The organism is Gordonia sp. (in: high G+C Gram-positive bacteria), assembly GCF_047600385.1.
GTDB lineage: Bacteria > Actinomycetota > Actinomycetes > Mycobacteriales > Mycobacteriaceae > Gordonia.
On record NZ_JASGKZ010000001.1, the window covers coordinates 2,796,669 to 2,814,402 of the forward strand.

General features: G+C 71.4%; 19 protein-coding genes and 1 pseudogene. 7 read left to right on the plus strand and 13 right to left on the minus strand.

Annotated features, from left to right (window positions below; genetic code table 11):
• Window positions 1-25: 25 nt before the first annotated feature.
• Entirely contained in the window at window positions 26-943 is a 918-nt protein-coding gene (locus QM809_RS12610; RefSeq protein ID WP_415046111.1) for an alpha/beta fold hydrolase, read from the minus strand.
• A 4-nt stretch (window positions 944-947) separates the two neighbouring features.
• Window positions 948-1,886, minus strand: coding sequence for an EamA family transporter (locus QM809_RS12615; protein ID WP_415046112.1), 939 nt, complete (start codon window positions 1,884-1,886; stop codon window positions 948-950).
• Between the two features lie 69 nt (window positions 1,887-1,955).
• Between QM809_RS12615 and QM809_RS12620 the strand changes: the two genes are divergently transcribed.
• Complete coding sequence (locus QM809_RS12620; RefSeq protein WP_415046113.1) at window positions 1,956-2,810, plus strand: LysR family transcriptional regulator; 855 nt, start codon at window positions 1,956-1,958, stop codon at window positions 2,808-2,810.
• Between the two features lie 99 nt (window positions 2,811-2,909).
• On the plus strand, window positions 2,910-3,269 hold the full coding sequence (locus tag QM809_RS12625) for a hypothetical protein (protein ID WP_415046114.1): 360 nt from the start codon (window positions 2,910-2,912) through the stop codon (window positions 3,267-3,269).
• A gap of 19 nt (window positions 3,270-3,288) precedes the next feature.
• On the opposite strand, the gene QM809_RS12630 is transcribed toward QM809_RS12625, so the two are convergent.
• From QM809_RS12630 to QM809_RS12640, 3 genes are all read right to left on the minus strand, one after another.
• Window positions 3,289-3,813, minus strand: a complete 525-nt coding sequence (locus QM809_RS12630; RefSeq protein ID WP_415046115.1) for a DUF1697 domain-containing protein — start codon at window positions 3,811-3,813, stop codon at window positions 3,289-3,291.
• A 108-nt stretch (window positions 3,814-3,921) separates the two neighbouring features.
• The gene (locus tag QM809_RS12635; protein WP_415046116.1) at window positions 3,922-4,446 is read right to left on the minus strand and encodes a YdeI/OmpD-associated family protein; all 525 of its coding nucleotides are present in this window, start codon (window positions 4,444-4,446) and stop codon (window positions 3,922-3,924) included.
• A 42-nt stretch (window positions 4,447-4,488) separates the two neighbouring features.
• Window positions 4,489-5,475, minus strand: coding sequence for a quinone oxidoreductase family protein (locus QM809_RS12640; protein ID WP_415046117.1), 987 nt, complete (start codon window positions 5,473-5,475; stop codon window positions 4,489-4,491).
• A 165-nt stretch (window positions 5,476-5,640) separates the two neighbouring features.
• Between QM809_RS12640 and QM809_RS12645 the strand changes: the two genes are divergently transcribed.
• Window positions 5,641-6,063, plus strand: coding sequence for a nitroreductase family deazaflavin-dependent oxidoreductase (locus QM809_RS12645; protein WP_415046118.1), 423 nt, complete (start codon window positions 5,641-5,643; stop codon window positions 6,061-6,063).
• Window positions 6,064-6,115: 52 nt separating this feature from the next.
• Here QM809_RS12645 and QM809_RS12650 read toward each other — a convergent pair whose 3' ends face one another.
• Window positions 6,116-6,505 carry a PucR family transcriptional regulator gene (locus QM809_RS12650; RefSeq protein ID WP_415046119.1) on the minus strand — a complete coding sequence of 130 codons (390 nt, stop codon included), beginning with the start codon at window positions 6,503-6,505 and terminating at the stop codon, window positions 6,116-6,118.
• 451 nt (window positions 6,506-6,956) lie between these two features.
• On the opposite strand from QM809_RS12650, the gene QM809_RS12655 reads away from it, so the two are divergent.
• Window positions 6,957-7,388 carry a hypothetical protein gene (locus tag QM809_RS12655; RefSeq protein ID WP_415046120.1) on the plus strand — a complete coding sequence of 144 codons (432 nt, stop codon included), beginning with the start codon at window positions 6,957-6,959 and terminating at the stop codon, window positions 7,386-7,388.
• A gap of 49 nt (window positions 7,389-7,437) precedes the next feature.
• Here the strand turns inward: QM809_RS12655 and QM809_RS12660 are convergent, their stop codons facing one another.
• The gene (locus QM809_RS12660) at window positions 7,438-7,953 is read right to left on the minus strand and encodes a hypothetical protein (RefSeq protein ID WP_415047144.1); all 516 of its coding nucleotides are present in this window, start codon (window positions 7,951-7,953) and stop codon (window positions 7,438-7,440) included.
• A gap of 118 nt (window positions 7,954-8,071) precedes the next feature.
• Between QM809_RS12660 and QM809_RS12665 the strand changes: the two are divergent.
• Both QM809_RS12665 and QM809_RS12670 read left to right on the plus strand, forming a co-directional pair.
• Window positions 8,072-8,311: pseudogene (locus QM809_RS12665) on the plus strand (aldehyde dehydrogenase); the annotation flags it as partial.
• Between the two features lie 61 nt (window positions 8,312-8,372).
• Entirely contained in the window at window positions 8,373-9,119 is a 747-nt protein-coding gene (locus tag QM809_RS12670) for a hypothetical protein (RefSeq protein WP_415047145.1), read from the plus strand.
• 42 nt (window positions 9,120-9,161) lie between these two features.
• Here QM809_RS12670 and QM809_RS12675 read toward each other — a convergent pair whose 3' ends face one another.
• From QM809_RS12675 to QM809_RS12685, 3 genes are read right to left on the minus strand one after another with little or no spacing between them, the layout of a single operon-like run.
• Window positions 9,162-10,427 carry a hypothetical protein gene (locus QM809_RS12675; protein WP_415046121.1) on the minus strand — a complete coding sequence of 422 codons (1,266 nt, stop codon included), beginning with the start codon at window positions 10,425-10,427 and terminating at the stop codon, window positions 9,162-9,164.
• A gap of 36 nt (window positions 10,428-10,463) precedes the next feature.
• Window positions 10,464-10,661 carry a hypothetical protein gene (locus QM809_RS12680; protein WP_415046122.1) on the minus strand — a complete coding sequence of 66 codons (198 nt, stop codon included), beginning with the start codon at window positions 10,659-10,661 and terminating at the stop codon, window positions 10,464-10,466.
• Window positions 10,658-12,604 carry a hypothetical protein gene (locus tag QM809_RS12685; RefSeq protein ID WP_415046123.1) on the minus strand — a complete coding sequence of 649 codons (1,947 nt, stop codon included), beginning with the start codon at window positions 12,602-12,604 and terminating at the stop codon, window positions 10,658-10,660. The genes QM809_RS12680 and QM809_RS12685 overlap by 4 nt, the downstream gene beginning before the upstream one ends.
• A 256-nt stretch (window positions 12,605-12,860) precedes the next feature.
• Between QM809_RS12685 and QM809_RS12690 the strand changes: the two genes are divergently transcribed.
• On the plus strand, window positions 12,861-13,892 hold the full coding sequence (locus QM809_RS12690; protein WP_415047082.1) for a fused (3R)-hydroxyacyl-ACP dehydratase subunits HadA/HadB: 1,032 nt from the start codon (window positions 12,861-12,863) through the stop codon (window positions 13,890-13,892).
• Between the two features lie 40 nt (window positions 13,893-13,932).
• Here QM809_RS12690 and QM809_RS12695 read toward each other — a convergent pair whose 3' ends face one another.
• The 3 genes from QM809_RS12695 to QM809_RS12705 form a co-directional block, all read right to left on the minus strand.
• On the minus strand, window positions 13,933-14,592 hold the full coding sequence (locus tag QM809_RS12695; RefSeq protein ID WP_415046124.1) for a TMEM175 family protein: 660 nt from the start codon (window positions 14,590-14,592) through the stop codon (window positions 13,933-13,935).
• Window positions 14,593-14,632: 40 nt separating this feature from the next.
• Window positions 14,633-15,814 (minus strand): alkaline phosphatase family protein, encoded by a 1,182-nt coding sequence (locus QM809_RS12700; RefSeq protein WP_415046125.1) that lies wholly within the window; start codon window positions 15,812-15,814, stop codon window positions 14,633-14,635.
• A gap of 75 nt (window positions 15,815-15,889) precedes the next feature.
• Window positions 15,890-17,614 (minus strand): sigma-54-dependent Fis family transcriptional regulator, encoded by a 1,725-nt coding sequence (locus tag QM809_RS12705; RefSeq protein ID WP_415046126.1) that lies wholly within the window; start codon window positions 17,612-17,614, stop codon window positions 15,890-15,892.
• Window positions 17,615-17,734 lie beyond the last annotated feature (120 nt).

A 17,734-nucleotide genomic window follows, 5' to 3' on the forward strand; every position in this document is an offset into this window, starting at 1 on the left:
GCCGAAGGAACGACGCCGCGGCCCGTCAGGAGCCGGTGTGCTCGGCGAAATGCCCCGTCATGGTGCCGACGATCTCGTCCCACAGTGGTTCGGGAAGATCGTGCGCCATGCCGTCGACCAGGTGGAGCCGCGCATCCGGCACGGCCTTGGCGATCGCCTTGGCCCCGGACGGACGCATCAGCTTGTCGTGTGTGCCGTGCAGCACCAGGGTGGGCACGCGGGTCCGCTTGTTGAATCCGGCCAGCGAACCGGTGGCCTGGATCGCGGCGAACTGTCGCACGAACCCGGCCGGGTAGTAGCTCCGGTCGTAGTTCTCGGCGCTGTAGGCGAGCGCCTGCTCCATGCTGAGCGGATGGACGGGACTGCCGATCACCTGCCCGACCTTCGCGCGGTGCGCGATCAGGGCCTCGCGGTCGGCGTTCTTCGGCGGCGGGCTGATCAACGACAGCAACTGCTTCGGTCCGGGCGGCGGGAGCAGCGCCTGGTTGTTGCTCGACATCACGACGGTCGCGGTGTGCGCACGGTCGGCGTGCTCGGCGGCGAAGACCTGTGTGATCATCCCGCCCATCGAGGCGCCGACGATGTGCGCGCGCTCGATGTCGAGGTGGTCGAGCACGGCCCGGGCGTCGTCGGCCATGTCGACGAGCGTGTACGGCACGTCGCCGACGGGGCGGCCGAGGAAGGTGTTCGCCAACCGGATCGGCAGCAGCGGACCGGACACGCGGGCGCCGTCGAGCTTGGTGCTCAGGCCGACGTCGCGGTTGTCGAAGCGGATCACGCGGTAACCGCGGTCGGCGACGGCCCGGCAGAAGCCCTCGCGCCAGAGGGTCATCTGGGCGCCGAGACCCATGATCAGCAGGACGGGCGGGGCGTCGAGGTCGCCGAACTCGTCGTACACGAGGTCGAGGTCGCCTGAACGCGCGGTGCCGGAACGTGTCGTCATGGAATCAATCATGCCCGGGGCGGAATCCGCCCGCGGACACCAGGACGTTGCCGACGACGATCAGACCGATCCCGATCCACTCGTGAAGGTCGAGCGCCTGGTGCAGGACGAGCCACCCGGTCAGTGCGGCCCACACCGGGTTCACGCTGGTCACCGTGCCGTAGACCGGGGCGGGAACACGCCGGAGCGCCAGCAGATCGCCGGTGTAGGGCAGGACCGACGAGAACACTCCGCAGGCCGCCGCCAGCAGCATCGCCGGCAGCGTCGGAGTGTGGAAGGCGAACCAGACCGCGGCGATCGGCAGCCACACCGCGGCGGTCACGGCGCTCGCGGCGGCGGTGCCCTGCAGGCCGGGGAGCCGTTGCCCGGCCGAACGGTTCAGCAGGATGTACGCGCCCCACGCCGCGGCCGCACACAGCGCCATCCCGATCCCGAGGACGTCGGTCGCCGGCCCCGGATTCGTCAGGACGACGACGCCGATCCCCGCGAGGACCGCCGCGCCGAGATCGCGGGCGCGTCGTGACCCGGCGAGGGCCACGGCGAGCGGACCCAGGAACTCCAGGGTCACCGCCAGCCCGAGACCTATCCGTTCGACCGCGGCGTACAGGCCCAGATTCATCACGCTGAACGTGACCGCGAGGCCGAGGATCGGACCCCACTGGCTGCGTCGAAGACTGCGGAACGGCGGACGCACGGTGGGCACCAGGATCAGCGCGGTGACGATCTGGCGCACCGCGACCACGCCGACCGGTCCGATGGCCGGGAAGGCCAGCGCACCGAATGCGGCGCCCGCCTGGTTCGAGACGGAGGTGCCGAGGATCAATCCGAGTCCGGCCGCGTGCCGGCTGCGACCGGCGGTGTCCGCGGCGTCCGGCAGACCCCCGGGTCGGTGTGTCTCGACCGCGGTCGCGGCCGGTGCAGCGTCTACGAGTTCCTGAACCATGTCCTGAACGCTAAGTGCGGATACGCGAATCACCTAGTGCATGTATCGCCACTGTCATACGATTTAGTCATGGATTGGACGTTGCGGGAACTGCGCGTGTTCGTCGCCGCGGTGGAGACGGGATCGTTCACCGATGCCGCCCTCGAACTGCACGTCTCGCAGGCGGCGGTGTCGCGCACGATCGCGTCGTTGGAGAAGACGGCGGGGGTGACCCTGCTGCGCCGCGTGCCGCGCGGCTGCGAACTCACCAGCGCCGGACACCAGGTGCTCCCGCAGGCGCGGCGGGTGCTCGCCGAAGCGGATCGTTTCGAGCGGTTCCTCCGCACCCGGCACGCCCGCCTCCGGCTCGGCTACGCGTGGGCGGCGCTGGGGCGGCACACGACCCCGCTGCAGCGGAACTGGGCGCGCGAACACGAGGCGATCGAACTGGTGCTGGTGCGGCACGCCTCGCTGACGTCGGGCCTGGCCGAGGGGCTCGCCGACGTCGGCATCGTGCGTCGGGCGGTGGACGACCGGAGGTTCGACTCCGTCGTCGTCGGACTCGAACAGCGCCTGGTCGCGTTCGCGGCCGACGACCCGGAATGGGCACGACGACGCAGGCTCAGCATGCGCGAGATCGCCGCACGCACCGTCCTGATCGACTCCCGGCACGGTACGACGACGGAGGACCTCTGGCGGGGCACCGGACACATGCCGACGTTCGCCGAGGCCACCGATGTGGACACCTGGCTCGACGCCATCGCCGCCGGTCGCGGCGTGGGCACCACCGCCGAGGCGACGGCGGACCATCACCCGCGGCCGGGGGTCGCCTACCGGCCGATCAACGACGGCCCCCGCATCCCGGTGCACCTGGTCTGGCGGCGCGACGAGCGTCCGACCGGTCTGTCGCAGCTGATCGACATGGTCACCGCGCTGTATTCTTGAACCCCGCTCCGTGCGTTCGACCGGCACCGTCCCGGTCCCGGAACTCGACAGAGACGCGGTCGTTGCGGGGATAGGGAGAATCGGAGAGGTTCTGGTCAGGTGAACGGGCGACTCGATCGAGGTCAGCGGGATGCCCTCGCCCTGCTGGCGAGCATCCAGAACGACGCCGCGGTGAGTGCCCAGATGTTGACGATCGAGTCGGTCCAGGGCAGCCCGACGACGGCGAAGCTGACCTGTCCGAACGGGGTTCCGGTCTCGGCGTTCCCCGACGGTCCGGCGCCGGGAAAGCTCGCGGTCGTCGACGATGCGGGTGAGCTCGCCGGGGAACTCGTCCTGTGGCTGTCCGGCGGCGAGATCGACCTCGTCGAACAGACCTGGTACAGCGAGCATCCTCCGACGGCCCTCCCCGGTCGGGGCTCCGTCGCGAGATACCGCGACCTGGGGTTCGACATGCGGTGACAGGTGCTGCGGGCGGGTGTCAGCGGCTCAGTTCGATCAGCTTGTCGACGGAGTTGAGGTTCCGCGCCGTGCCCGGAACCCCGAGCGCCCGGCCGATCGAGGCGTCCTTCATCTGCGGGCGACCGGCGCCGCCGATGTAGCGGATGTGCATCTCGCGGCCGACGACCTCCCAGCGGTCGTCGCCGGTCGCGAACCGTCGGGCCGCGGCGACGTTCTCCGGGGCCGGCGCGTCGGTCAGGAACGTCACGTAGGAGTACTTCGGTTCGAGCACCTCGAAGGGGTGGGCCGCGCGGGCGGCCACCAGCTCGTCACGACTCCGGGAGATCACCTCGCGGAAGAAGCCGAACCGGTCTTCGACGGCCCGCTCCAGGGCGCGGTCGAACTCGGCGGGATCGCCGGGCGGATCGCAGAGGAGGTTCCCGGAGGCGATGTAGGTCCGGACGTTCGCGGCGCCGAGCGATTCGGCGAGGGCGCGCAACTCGGCCATCGGCAGGGTCGCGCCGCCGACGTTGACCGCTCGCAACAGATGGATCCGACTGCTCATGGGCACGATCCTAGGCGCCGGGACCGACGACCGGAGGCGGCTCGTGCCGCAGTCCGTTCCAGTGCCGGAGTCCGTTCCAGGCCGACGGGCTGGTTCCCGTGCCGGGGCCTACTTCGTGCCGATCAGCACGCCGCTGCGGGCGACCTCGGGATCCGTGCACGACGACAGGTCGAAGCAGCACGGGCGACGCTTGCCGTTGCGGAGCTTGTCGATGCCCACCTCCACCCGACGACGACGGGTCGCCGGGTTCTTGGTCGCCCCGATCCAGCGCACCCACTCCCACCGCGCCATCGGGGTGATGTCCGTCCACGTGTCGGCGATGTCCGGGGCGCCGTCGAGCGCCTCGCGGAGATCCTGCGGCACCGCGGGTTCGGGCCACCGCTCGGCCGGAGTGAGCTCCAGGGTCACGGTGCTCCCGGGGGCGGCGTCGTCGATCCGGACCCAGTGGCCGCGTCTGCCGTCGGGTTCGACGACGGTGGCGAAGTTCGCACCGTCGAGGGTGCCGGTCACCGCGACCTGGCCGCGGGAGGGGAGTTCGGCGCTCGCCGCGGCGGGGATCCGCGCGAGCGTCCGGTCGTTGACCCGTTCCACCTCGGCGGTGAAACGGATCGTCGGTGAGGTCTTGGCGGGCATGGCGGGCTCCTTGTCGCCGTCGGATCTCGCTGTCGGAAGAGTTCAGAAGCGGAAGACCAGTTTGCCCACCGCCGCGCCCGAGCGCATCCGTTCGGCCGCCTGCGCGGCCTCGGCGACGTCGACGGTGCTGTCGACGATCGGGCGAATCCGGCCGTCGTCGACGGCGGGCATCACGATCTCGGACACCTGCTCGAGCAGGGGCACCACCTCCCACGGCCGGCTGAAGCCGAACGACACGCCCCGGACGGTGAGGTGCCGGTACGAGAGCGCGTCCAGGTCGACGGTCGACGCGGGCCCGTCGAGGCGCCCGATGTTGACCACCTGGCCGTCGACCGCGGTGGCCGGCAGGCAGGCGGCGAAGGTGGCGCCGCCGACGTGGTCGAGGGAGACGTCGACGCCGACGCCGTCGGTCGCCGCGAGAACGGTCTCGGTCAGATCCTGTTCGCCGGTGACGACCACGGTGTCGGCGCCGAGCTCGGTGAGCAGTCCCCGCCGGCTCGCGCTGCGGGTGGTCGCGATGATCTTCGAGGCGCCGAGCGCCCGGGCCGTCTGCACGCCCACGAGCCCGATCCCGCTGGAGGCTCCGGTGATCAGCACGCTCTGGCCGGCGGCGAAACCCGCGGCCGCCAGCGCACCGTATTCGGTGAGCAGCGCCGAGGGGAGGGCGCAGGCGATCTCCGGTGCGAGAGCGGCGGACCGGCGGAGGAGGTAGCGCGCGTCGACGGTCACGTACTCGGCGAACGACGCCGGGAAGATGCCGAACACGAGGTCGCCGACGGTTCGGCCGCGGACGTCCGGGCCGACGGCGACGATCTCGCCCGCGTACTCGAACCCGGCGATCGACTCCTCGCCGTGGCCGCCGGCGGTGGGGTCCGCGGCCGCGAGCATCGGGAAGTCGCCGTGGTTGACGGCGGCGGCGCGGTTGCGGACCAGGACCTCGCCCGGGCCGGGTTCGGGCACCGGCCGCTCGACCAGCGCCCAATCGGGGCCGCGGCCCAGGACGAGTGCTCGCATGGTCGTTCCGGTCATGGGATCTCCGATCGTCGCCGTGTCGTCTGCACCGTGTCGTCGTCCGCATCGGGTCGGCGCATCCTCGACGCTCCGGCACGGTGTCCGTCGTCGAAGGATAACGCCGGAGGTCCGGGGCGCGGAAAGCCCCGGAATGATCTCGTCCGGTCCGGTGTTGACCCCGCCATGAGCGAACAGCCGGAATTGAGCCCCACCGAGTGGGTGCGTGACCAGACTCGGACGATCCTCGACCGGGGGACCACCGACGGCGTCGACATCGACGGCCGGAAGGTGGTGCTGTTCACCACCGTCGGCGCCAAGTCGGGGAAGAAGCGCTACGTCCCGCTGATGCGCGTCGAGGAGGACGGTCGGTACGCGATGGTCGCCTCGAAGGGCGGCGCCCCCGGGAACCCGTCGTGGTACCACAACGTGAAGGCGCATCCGCGGGTCGTCGTGCAGGACGGCACGACGGTCACCGAGCTCACCGCCCGCGAGGTGGACGGTGCGGAGCGGGACCACTGGTGGCGGCTCGCGGTCGAGGCGTTCCCGCCGTACGCCGACTACCAGGAGAAGACGACCCGGCGGATCCCGGTGTTCGTCCTGGAGTGAGCCCCGGACGGGCCGCGGAGCCCGGACGCCGCGGATCACCGCGGGACCGGGGTCAGCGGAGGTGCCGTCGGGCGAGCAGGGCGACGGTCAGCGCGGCGACGTCCGCGGGCCTGCCCACCGAGCGGCCGGTCAACGACTCCAGCCGCCGGATCCGGTACAGCACGGTGTTGCGATGGCAGTGCAGGGCGCGCCCGGTGCGGCTCGTGGAGCCGTCGCAGGCGATCCAGGCGGCCAGCGTGTCGAGCAGCACCTCGCGGTCGCCGATCGGGACGGCGTCGAGGGGGCCGAGCACCTGGTCGGCGGCTTCGCTCGCCGCATGCGGCTGTGACACCACCAGGGTCTCCAGCGGCAGATCGCCGTAGCGCACCGTCCCCGGAGCATCCGGGGCCAGACAGCGGAGCGCGAGCGCGGCCTGCCGGGCGGCCTCCGGCGCCTCGTGCAACAGGGTGAACTCGCGACTGAGGCCGAGCCGACGGCGGTCGTCGGGACCGGCGGCTGGGGACGCGGCGGCCGCATTCGACGGGCAGGCTCCGCAGTCCGAGCCGGATGCCGCCGCGATCGATCCAGTGCGTGTCCGACGGTCCGCCCGGGCCGCGCAGGCCGTCGGGCGCGTCGGTGGAGAGGACGACGAACCGACCCGGCTCGGTGATCCCGAGCGTCCGGGCGGCGGCCTCCCTCCGCTCCGGTGCGGGGACGCCCTCCAGCAGGTCCAGGGTCGCGGCGAGCCGGGAGTGCTCGTCCCAGCGACCGCGCGCATCGCTCACCTCCCGATGCGCCTCGGCCGCCACGGTCGACAGCGTGTCCAGGATCGACCAAGTCCGAGCGCCCAGAGTGTAGAACTGGGCGCCCGCGTCGTCGCGTCCGCCGAGCAGTTCACCGATCCGCTCCCAGACGTGGAGACCGGCGATCCGGTACGCGTGCAGCACACCCGCCAACGGGACCCCGGCCTGCGCTTTGAGCGAGCCCGCGCGCCGCGCCGGTTCGACGTCGAGTTCGGTGCCGTCGCGCACCGCGGCCAGGAGGGCGGCGACGTTCTGCGCGACCACCTCCGCCAGGGTCGTCCGGGGCAGGGCGCGTTCGGCGTAGGCGTGTTCACCGGTGAGGATGTCGTCGGTGATCGCGTGCGCGAGCGCGGTGGCGTCGATCTCGTCGATCGGCGGTCGAACGGTGGGCGGCGGAGGGGGCGGCATACGTCGACGATAAGCACGATTTGTGCCGCGGCACAATCACGAACGCGGATCTCTGAGCGTCGGCCCGTGGCGACGGAGAGCGGACGGACGCATCATTGGTGCATGGGCACGATCTGCGTGCCCGTGTCCGCATGAGGAGTCCCGTGTCCGAAGAAACAACCGAGCAGCCGTTCGACACCGCCCCCTACGACGAAGCCGTCACCGCGCTGACCTCCGGCGCACAGGCCTGGGCCGCGATGAGCCTGGGTGAGCGCGCGGCGCTGATCGCCGCCACCCACGACGCGATCGCGCCCGTCGCGCAGGAGTGGGCCGAGACCGCGGCCGAGATCAAGGGGCTGGCCCCCGACTCCTCGCTGCTGGGCGAGGAGTGGCTGTCCGGCCCGTACGCGACCCTCGCGGGCTTCGGCACGGTCGCCCACTCGCTGGCCGCGCTGGCCCGGGGCGCGTCGCCGCTCGACCCGATCTCCCCGGAGAAGCGTCCGGGGAACCGTCTGGCCTGGCAGGTGCTGCCGCTCGATCTGCAGCAGACGCTGCTGTTCAACGGCTTCTCCGCCGAGGTCTGGACGCAGCCCGGCGTCGACGAGGAGACGGTCCGCGCGGACGTCGGCGACGGCGCCCGGGAGACCGGGGTGTCCGGCGGGGTGGGCCTGGTCCTCGGCGCGGGCAACATCACCTCGATCGGACCGCTGGATCTGCTCACCGAACTGGTGGTGCACCATCGTGCCGCGATCCTCAAGGTGAATCCGACCTTCGACGCGCTCCTCGACGTCTATCGCAGGGCCCTGGCACCGCTGATCGACGCCGATCTGGTGCGCGTGGTGCCGGGCGGGGCCGCCGAGGGCGCCTACCTGTGCGGGCTCGAGACGATCGCCCACGTGCACATCACCGGCAGCGTCGCCACGCACGACGCCATCGTGTGGGGCCGCGGACCCGAGGCCGACGAGCGCCGCCGCGCGGGCACCCCGCTGCTGACCAAGCCGATCACCAGCGAGCTCGGCGGCGTCTCGCCGATCATCGTCGTGCCGGGCGACTGGGACGACGCCGACCTGCGCTACCAGGCCGAGAACGTGGTGACCATGCGTCTGCACAACGCCGGGCACAACTGCATCGCGGGACAGAATGCTCGTCGTCGACTCGGCGTGGTCGCTGCGGGAGGAGTTCCTGCGCGAGGTCCGGTCGGCGCTGCAGCGCTTCCCGGCGCGGACCCCGTGGTACCCGGGCAGCCGGGCCCGGCTGGACGACGCCGCCGCGTCGCACGAGTCGGTCGAGACCTTCGGCGACGGTCGGCTGCTGGTGACCGTCGAGGGCGACGGCCCCGACGCGATCGAGCGCACCGAGTACTTCGCGCCGGTCCTGGGCGTGGTGGAACTCGACGGCGGCGGCGACGCGCAGACCTTCCTGGATGCGGCCGTCGACTACGCCAACGACCGGCTCACCGGCACCCTGGGCGCCAACGTCCTGGTGGATCCGGGAACCAAGAAGCGGCTCGGCGGGAGCTTCGGCGAGGCGATCGCGCGACTCCGCTACGGCGGCATCGGCGTGAACGCGTGGACCGGACTGGCGTTCCTCACCCCGACCGCCACCTGGGGCGCGTTCCCCGGCCACACCCTCGACGACGCGCAGAGCGGCATCGGCATCGTGCACAACGCGCTGCTCATCCCGCACGCCGAGCGCACCGTGGTGACCGGTCCGTTCCGACCCTTCCCGCGGTCGGTGCTGGGCGGCGAGTTCGCGCTGTTCCCGAAGCCGCCGTGGTTCGTCTCGGCGCGCAGTGCGGCGTCGACCGGGCGCAGGCTCAGCGACTTCGCGACCGCGCCGTCGTGGCTGAAGCTGCCCGGCATCTTCGCCGCGGCCTTCCGCGCCTGACCGCGTCCCCGGTCGGCGGGGAGACCGCGCCGACCGGGGACGTCAGCCGCCGAACAGCAGGTACAGGCCGGCGAACGTGTAGCCGACCATCATCAGCATCAGGGCGAGCTGCCCGGTGAGCTGGTGCCGTCGCGGCAGGATCCGCAGGGCGGCGTCGTGGGCGGAGACCACGGCGAGGAGATGGCCGAGGACGATCGCGGCCACCGCCGACACCGACAGCAGCGTCGGATGATCGGTGAACGGCGTCCACGAGTCGGGTTCGGGCAGGGCCAGGACGTGCAGATACCGGTGCAGCGTCTCCTGGCCGTCCTCGACGAAGTACTGCATGTAGTGGGCGATCAGATAGCCGACGGCGATGGGGATCAGGGTGTGGGCCATCCTCCCCGGGATCGCGCGGCGTCGTTCCCGCGAGACGCCGCCGGTGGCCATGGTCGCCAGGCTGAACGAGACGCCCACCGCGACGATGAAGGTGAGCAGCAGCGCGGTGCGGGCCCACGCCTCGTGCAGTCCGTAGACGGCGGACCAGGCGTCGAACGCGGTGGACCCCATCAGCACCGAGATCACCGCCACCGCGCCGGGACCGGAACCGTAGGTGGGCAGCCCGTTGAGCGGATTGCGCAGCACCAGTTCCCGGGTGCCGCGATCCCGGCCCAGCGGGCTCAACGTCGCGATCACCGTGCTGTACGTCTCGAACGGGTCGGCGCGTCCGAACCAGCGGTCGCCGAAGACGACCCCGCCGAGCGCGGTGACCGCCAGATAGACCAGACACCAGGCGAACACCGCGGTGAAACCGGGTTCGTCGACGGCGAGCTCCAACCAGACGAAGGCGAACAGTCCCACGGCGGCCGGCCACCGGCCCAGTCCGGTCGGGTAGGCGACCAGGCCCTGCTCGGTCGGGCGACCGAGTGCCCGGCACACCCAGCGGTGGACGGTCCGGACCGGCGAGAGGTGGCGCGCCACCGGGCCGAACAGCAGCGACAGCGGGACGAGACCGACCCAGAGCCAGATGAAGAACGTGCCGACCAGCGGATCGTGATGGTCGGCCCGCTGGGCGAAGCCGATCACCAGGGCGGCGACCGTCAGCACCACCCCGAGCGCCCCGAGCGCCTCGCGCAGCAGCGGCGCATCGGCGAACCGGGTGAGCCGGGGCAGTGTCGCGCGGTGCTTGGCCGGGCTGAGTCGCGGCGTCTTCCAGGCGAAGGCGAGCACCAGGAACGAGATCGCCAGCGCCCACGATCCGCCGATCAGCGCGTAGGTGATGTCGACCGGGAACGCCGAGGCCTCACCGGAACCGTGTGCGAGCAGCAAGGAGTCTCCTGGGGGTCGGATGCGGACCGGGTGCGGTCACTTGTCGTCGTAGGCGTCGAATTCGTCGGTGTACTCGTCGTCGAGGTCGTCGTAGAACTCGTCCTCGTCCTCGTCGCCGCGCCGCCGCCGGTCGATCACGACGACGGCGACGACCACCGCGACGACGATGAACGCGGGCCCGAAGGCCGGCACCGCCGTGATGAGGGGGTGATCGGCCAGGTAGTACGTCGTCACGACGACGCGGCGGTTTCCGGCTGCTGCTGCGGGCGCGACCGTCGGCCGGCCACCAGCGGGCGCTGGTCCTCACGCGGGAAGTAGGCGGCGTTGACGCGGGCGGCACCCCAGCTCAGGATCCAGATCAGCGCGATGGTCATCGCGGCGACGACCCAGGTCGCGGCCGAGAAGAGCCAGGCGGGGTGATCGAACCTGCGCTCGCGCTGCAGCATGTCGATCTCGCGATCGAGGGGCCGGGTGAACTCGGGGAGGGCGCTCACCTCCGCGGCGCCGATCCCCGGGTCCGCGGCCATGAACACCGGGGCCGCGGTCAGCATGCCGCCCTGCTGGATGCGCAGGACCGTCTTCCAGCTCCCGGAGACCGGGACGGGCTTGGTCGAGACGTAGTGGCCGGGTCCGACGCGGTCGAGCCGGTCGACGACGAGGCCGCGCAGCGTGTCGCCGCCGCCCTGCCACGCCAGGATGGTGACCCACTCCGGGTCTTCCTTCACCAGGTCTTCCGGGGTGATCCGGACGTCGGCGGTCACCATGCGGAAGCCGTCGACCTCGGCGGACTCGGTGAGCTCGACCTTCGCCGAAGCGTTCTGCGGGTGGGAGATGTCCAGCAGCACGAGGGTGGAGGCCGCGACGGTGACGATCATCGCGACGACGATGCCCCGGCGCACCAGCGGGCGCGGCAGCGGCGTGGGCTGGAGACAGCGGACGAACAGGCCCGCGGTGAGACCGACGGTCACGCCGACCGGGAGGCCGACGGCCAGCAGGGTGGGCCACATGCTCGACGGCCAGGGGGTCTGGAAGACCTGGTTCACCCAGAGCGATTCGCCCCACACGCCCAGGGTGGCGCAGGCCACGCCCGCGGTCGCGCCGAAGGCCAGTGCGTTCTCGCGCAGCCGGGGGATCAGGGCCAGCAGTTCGACGACGAGCGCGGTCGCGAGATACAGCGGGAACACGTTGGTCGGCTCGCCGAACACCGGGCCCACCAGCACGGCCACGATCACCCGGATCACCAGGTTGAACAGGACCGCGAGCACGGCGGCTCCGGGGCCGGCCCAGAGTCGTGCGACGACGCAGCCGAAGACTCCCGCGGCGATCATCAACATCGGATGGAAGCCCAGCCGGAACTGCTGTATGCCGAAGTCGAACTCCACCTGGAACACCGACAGACCGATGAGCAGGCCGCCGCAGGCGAACGTCTGGATGAGTTTGAGCACGGTCGGTCCGGTGACCCACGCGGGCACCGGGCGGCCGAACAGCATCGAGCGCGGTCCGGTGGGCACCTGCTTCTTCTGCTTGCTGTAGTTCGCCGCCAGATAGCCCTCGTGCATCAGGAGGATCACGGCGACCAGGGAGAATCCGGCGCCGCCGATCAGCATGAGGTGCGTGGGGCCCCAGAGGGTGACGTCCTGGCCGAAGATCCGATGCCAGATGTCGTCGAGCGGGAAGCCGGTGAGGGCGTACAGGCCGCAGGCGGCGAGCAGGATGCCGGCGGCCGGGCTGTACCAGGTGCGGGTGATCCGCACCGCCGCCATGCCCGGGATCGCGGGCGAGCGGTCGTCGTTCCGGGGCAGGGTCATGGCCAGCGCCCCGGCGATGAACAGGAAGAACAGGCCCACCAGGATGAAGTAGTGCGCGGGGTTGGCGAGCGGACCGTCGTCGCGGCCCCGGCCGATGTGCAGGCTCACGTCCCAGATGAATCCGAAGAACGCGGTGAGGATGGTCGCCAGGAACAGGAAGATCGGCAGCACCGACCAGGTGGGTCGATCGTTCAGTCGGCTGAACCAGGCGGAGAGGTCTTGCAGCCAGTCGGAGGCGAAGGTGCGGTGCCGATAGGCGATCACCAGGAGGCCCAGTGCGATGACGGCGGTGGCGCCGCTCATGATGAAGACCTGGTCCAGTGCGGCACCGCCGCCGGCGTCTTCGGCGAGATGGAGTGTGTGGCTCATCGCTACCTGCATTCCGTGACTATGGCATGCCTCGCCTTATCGTGACAACAAGCATTGGCATGTTTTCGGGTTGCGTCACATCATAGGGGACCCTGTGACCTGAATCATGCCCCACCGGGGGATCGCGGCACCGGCGTTTGCGCCGGAGCCGACGGGCGTTCGGGGCGGTGCGTCGTCATCGATTCGGAACGTGCTGTTCACGGGACTAACATCAGTGGGTCCACTCGACCACCGGGTCCACATGAACACCAGGAGAATGATGACGTCGTCGGAGAATACCGCGCTCGCCGAGCGCGTCGGACACTACTACGTGGCGGACCACACCTACCAGGTCGGTCGCGAGAAGGTCCGCGAGTACGCGCGTGCCGTGCAGGACTACCACCCGGCGCACTGGGACGAGGAGGCCGCGCGCGGGCTCGGCTACAGCGGACTGGTCGCGCCGCTGACCTTCACCTCCATTCCGGCGATGGCCGCGAATCAGAAGCTCATGCAGGAGGTCGTGGTCGGGTACGAGACCTACGTCCAGACCGAGCAGGTCTTCGAACAGCACCGCCCGATCGTCGTCGGCGACGTGCTGACCACCGATGTGGAGCTCTCCTCGATCCGGCAGATCGCCGGCAAGGAGATGATCACCATCACCAACACCTTCGTCGACCAGCACGGCGAGACGGTGCACACCATGCACACCACCGTCGTCGGCGTCTCGGCCGACGAGGTGGACCCGGGGATCAAGGACGCCGTCGGCAAGCTGATGATGCACGACGTCGACATCCTCTCCGTCGAGGATGCGGCCGCCGACTACGTCAAGACCGTCCGCGAGGGCGAGGCACCGGCCCGCTCGACCGCCGTCGCCACCCGCACCGTGGGCTCGCGGAACTTCGACGAGCTGACCAAGGGCGACACGCTGCCCGAGCACCACACGGGGCTCTCGCGCGGCGACCTGGTGAACTACGCGGGCGTCTCCGGCGATGCCAACCCGATCCACTGGGACGAGGCCTGCGCCAAGCTCGCCGGTCTGCCCGACGTGATCGCGCACGGGATGCTCACGATGGGTCTGGGCGCCGGTGTGGTGTCCGACTGGTCGGGCGACCCCGGTGCGGTGAGCCGCTACTCGGTCCGCCTCTCCGCGCCGGCGATCGTGCCGGCCGACGGGCGCGGCGACGTCGTCTACGGCGGCAGGGTCAAGTCGCTCGATCCGCAGACCCGGAGCGGCGTGGTGATCCTGACCGCGAAGTCGAACGACAAGAAGATCTTCGGCATGGCCACCCTGGACCTGCGCTTCTCCTGACCGGCGCTCGGCCGCCGTGTCCCGGTCCCGGACGGGCCGTTCAGGACGCGGCGGCGTGCCTGCGTGTCCGCCGGATCCCCAGGGGAATCGCGAGCAGCAGGAGCAGCAGCGGCCACTGGCCGACGGACGGCCGGATCGCGGTGATCACCAGCGCGACGGTGAGCAGGACGATCGGCGCGTAGTCGATCCCCGCGGCGGCCAGCTCGCGGCGGGGTCGGCCGGGCTCGAGCAGTGCGGGGCGGCGGAGGCCGTGGTGCTGCATCAGCCCGAGCGCCGCCACCGACACCCACAGGTTCGCGATGTACAGCGTGTTGGCGGCGGCCATCGACGACGACCCGATCAGCGCGGTGGAGAACGGCATCAGCACGACGGTGAACAGCCAGACGAAGTGCAGGCGCGACAGCGGACCGTCGTAGCACCGGAAGTACTCGATCAGCCGGTGATGCTGCCGCCACAGCGCCCAGATCACGGTGAACGAGACGACGAACGAGACCAGGATCGACAGGTGGTCGGAGAGGAACGCGCCGAGGCCGGTCTCCTCCGGGGCGTCGGATGCGAGGTCGGTGAGCGGCAGCACCAGCAGGGTCAGCGCGATCGCCACGATCGCGTCGGTGAACGCGATCAGTCGCCGCAGGCCTTCGGTGGTGCGTCGATCGTCGCCGGACACGGTGCCCGCAGCGGGGTCGGAGTCGTCGTCCATGGAGGCAGTGTAGGGCCGGGCGGGGGAGACGGCCGGGTGATCACGATGCCTCGCCTGCGGCCACGATCAGCGGCACCAGCATCTCCGCGGCGGTCCAGCCGCCGTGGTGGCCGGGCATCGTCGTCTCGAAGGGCTCGGCGGACGGGCGGGTGAGGAGCACGTCGCCCCGGGCGACGACCACCACGTCGCCGATCCGGTCGACGACGTGCGCGGCCGGTCCCGGACCGAACCACCGCTCGTCGATCACCTGATCGCGGGTGGCGACGCGGGCATCGTCGCCCAGGACGTCCGCCCACCGTCGTGCCACCCGGGCGCCCGCCCCCGGCTCGGCGTAGACCTGCCGGACCCGGGCCTCCCCGGCGAGGGCGCGCACCTCCCGGTGCAGGGCGGGATCCGATTCGACGTCGATCCGCCGACCCGCGCCGATCATGCCGTGGTCGCCGGTCACCACCAGGGCGGCGCCGGGCGGCAGCGCCTCGACCACGTCGCGGACCACGCCGTCGACGGCCCGCAGGCGCTCACACCATTCCGGTGACCCCGGGCCCCGGAGGTGACCCGCGGTGTCGAGTTCGGAGAGGTACGCGTAGACCAGTCGGGGTCCGCGGTCGCCCTCGCCCACCAGGTCGAGCAGAGTGCGGCGCACCTCGTCGGCCGACGAGGCCTTCCGATGGTCGGCGGGCGTCCCGTACGCGGCCAGCGTCAGACCGGTCCCGGCGAACTCGCCCGGCATCACCGCGACGACGTCGACGCCCGCGCGCGCCAGTTCGTCGAACATGCTCGGCGCCGGCTGGACGTCGGCGGCCGGGAACAGGCGTGCCGCCGACGGCCCGTCGGCGGTGTCCAGGGTCCAGCGCAGGGCGTTGAGCACGTGGCGGGCATCGGGATCGAGGTCCCGCGGGACGAAGCTGTAACCGAGGATCCCGTGCTCGCCGCTGCCCAGGCCGGTGCCCAGCGCGGTCAGGCTCGCCGCCGTGGTCGACGGGAACCCCGCGCACATCGCGCGGACGCGATGCGCGGACAGCGTCGGGGCGAGCGCCGCGTGGTCGCCCAGCAGCAGGTCTCCGAGACCGTCGACCAGCAGCATCACGACGGTGTGCCCGTCCGGGACGGGTAGGGCGCGCGTGTCGCCGAACCCCAGGGCGCTCGCCGCCGACGGTGTCAGATCGGCCAGGGTCGGTCCGCTCGTCCAGCGGTCCGGGGGCACGGCGTCCAGGGGTCCCATGACGTCGACGCTACGGGGCCCGCGCGGCCCGGACCGGACGAATCGGCGAGGTCGTGGATCCGGGCGGTGCCGGAGTCACAGGGTGATCCCGTAGGTGTCGATCTTGCGGTAGAGCGACGACCGGGCGATGCCGAGCATCCGGGCGGCCCGGGCGCGATTGCCGCCGTTCTCCCGCAGCGCGGCGACGATGGTGTCGCGTTCGGCGGTCTCCAACGCCGTCATCGTCCGCTTGGGCGCCGAATGGATCGACGGCGGCAGGTCGTGCTCGGTCAGGGTGCCGGCGAGATTCGCTCTCAGGGCGTGGGTGAGCGCGTCGACGAGTTCGGTCACGTTCCCCGGCCACGGATACTTCTTGAGGGCGCGCACCAGCCCGTCGTCGAGGGTCACGGTGCGGTGCGGGGCCAGCTGGCCGAGATGCATGCGCGCGATGGGCAGGACGTCGTCGGGGTGATGCCGGAGGGCGGGGATCTCGACGGTGCGCTCCAGGAGCGGCACCAGCCGCGAATCGAGGAGGGCCGAGTTGCCCGCGTCGGCGGTCGCCACGATCCACCGGGCGGGGTAGCCGTGCTGGTCGTCGGCGATCATCTCGGCGATCAGGGCGTCGTCCGGTGCGGCGAGGGCGTCGATCCGCCGCAGGATCACCGTCGTCGCCCCGGATCCGAGCGCCTCCTCGACGTCGGTCACGACGGTCGACGCCGCGCAGTCGACCACCGTGTACGGGGCCTGCGGGTTCTTGTTGAGGTGCGCGCCGCGGGCGAGCGTCGTGCGCCCCGCGCCGGTCTCGCCGGTCAACAGCGTGTTGGTGCTCGCGGCCGCGAGGTCGGCGAGCTCGGTGCGGCAGCGCGCCCACTGGGGCGACGTGCCGACGGCGCCGGGCAGCGCGGGGGCCCGCTGGGTGGAGGGCGCCGCCGGCATCGCGCCGGCCGTCACCGGTTCCACCTCCAGCACCACGCCCGCCGACTCCCCGTGCTCCTCGATGAGGGTGCGCCGGACCTCGACGGCCTGCCCGGACGGCAGATTCAGCGTGAACCGGTCGAGTGTCGACGGGGCGAGCATCGACTGGGCCTCCTCCCGGAGGAAGGCCTCGTCGACGGGGTCCAGGATCCGGTGGTCGCCGGAGTTCGACATGAACACGCCGCAGCTCAGGGAGAAGACGGCGCTCGCGCGGCGGCGGCAGGCCGCGATGAACGCGGCGAGCACGGCCCGCTGTTTGGCCGAGCCGAGGGAGCGGAGTTCGGCTTCGATGTCGCGGGCGGCGCCGACGACCAGCTGCCGCATCATCGGATTGGCGTACCGGGCCAGACAGCTGATGTCGATGATGCCCTCGAGGCGGCCGCTGAGCGGATCGTGGACGGGGGCGCCGGCGCAGGTGAACTCGCGGATCCCCTCGTTGAAGTGCTGGGCGCCGTCGATGTAGACGGGCATGCCCGACTCGACGGCGGTGCCGACGCCGTTGGTGCCGACCCGGCCCTCGGAGTAGTCGAAGCCGGGCGCGAAACACGCCGAGTCCAGGAGTCCGGCCAGGCGGCGGTCGCTGTCCCGGCGCAGCATCACGCGGGCATGCTCGTCGGTCAGCGCGATGCTCAGCGGCATGTCGGCGAGATCGTGCCGGAGACGGTCGAGAACGGGGGAGGCGCACTGCACCAGGCGCCGCTGGAAGTCCAGATCGGCCACGTACTCGAATTGGGTGATCTCGCGGTCCGGCACGAGCCCGGCCTCGCGGGATCGATGCCAGGACTGCGTGATGTACCGGGGCAGACCCGGTGTCTGCTGATCGCTGCTCAGCGTGCGAGTGCTCACGTCGGTCGCTCCTCGTCTCCCGGTTCCAGGTCTCCCGGTTCCAGTGTCCACGGATCCGGAATGTAGTGCCGGTCACATTCGCGAACCGCCGTGCGTGCGTCGCCGATCGTGCCCGAAAAG

Excerpts from the sequence above, each read along its gene's own strand:
- QM809_RS12610 (WP_415046111.1), bottom strand. The coding sequence starts at position 943 with ATGACGACACGTTCCGGCACCGCGCGTTCAGGCGACCTCGACCTCGTG.
- QM809_RS12615 (WP_415046112.1), bottom strand. The coding sequence starts at position 1,886 with ATGGTTCAGGAACTCGTAGACGCTGCACCGGCCGCGACCGCGGTCGAG.
- QM809_RS12620 (WP_415046113.1), top strand. The coding sequence starts at position 1,956 with ATGGATTGGACGTTGCGGGAACTGCGCGTGTTCGTCGCCGCGGTGGAG.
- QM809_RS12630 (WP_415046115.1), bottom strand. The coding sequence starts at position 3,813 with ATGAGCAGTCGGATCCATCTGTTGCGAGCGGTCAACGTCGGCGGCGCG.
- QM809_RS12635 (WP_415046116.1), bottom strand. The coding sequence starts at position 4,446 with ATGCCCGCCAAGACCTCACCGACGATCCGTTTCACCGCCGAGGTGGAA.
- QM809_RS12640 (WP_415046117.1), bottom strand. The coding sequence starts at position 5,475 with ATGACCGGAACGACCATGCGAGCACTCGTCCTGGGCCGCGGCCCCGAT.
- QM809_RS12645 (WP_415046118.1), top strand. The coding sequence starts at position 5,641 with ATGAGCGAACAGCCGGAATTGAGCCCCACCGAGTGGGTGCGTGACCAG.
- QM809_RS12670 (WP_415047145.1), top strand. The coding sequence starts at position 8,373 with ATGCTCGTCGTCGACTCGGCGTGGTCGCTGCGGGAGGAGTTCCTGCGC.
- QM809_RS12685 (WP_415046123.1), bottom strand. The coding sequence starts at position 12,604 with ATGAGCCACACACTCCATCTCGCCGAAGACGCCGGCGGCGGTGCCGCA.
- QM809_RS12690 (WP_415047082.1), top strand. The coding sequence starts at position 12,861 with ATGATGACGTCGTCGGAGAATACCGCGCTCGCCGAGCGCGTCGGACAC.
- QM809_RS12695 (WP_415046124.1), bottom strand. The coding sequence starts at position 14,592 with ATGGACGACGACTCCGACCCCGCTGCGGGCACCGTGTCCGGCGACGAT.
- QM809_RS12700 (WP_415046125.1), bottom strand. The coding sequence starts at position 15,814 with ATGGGACCCCTGGACGCCGTGCCCCCGGACCGCTGGACGAGCGGACCG.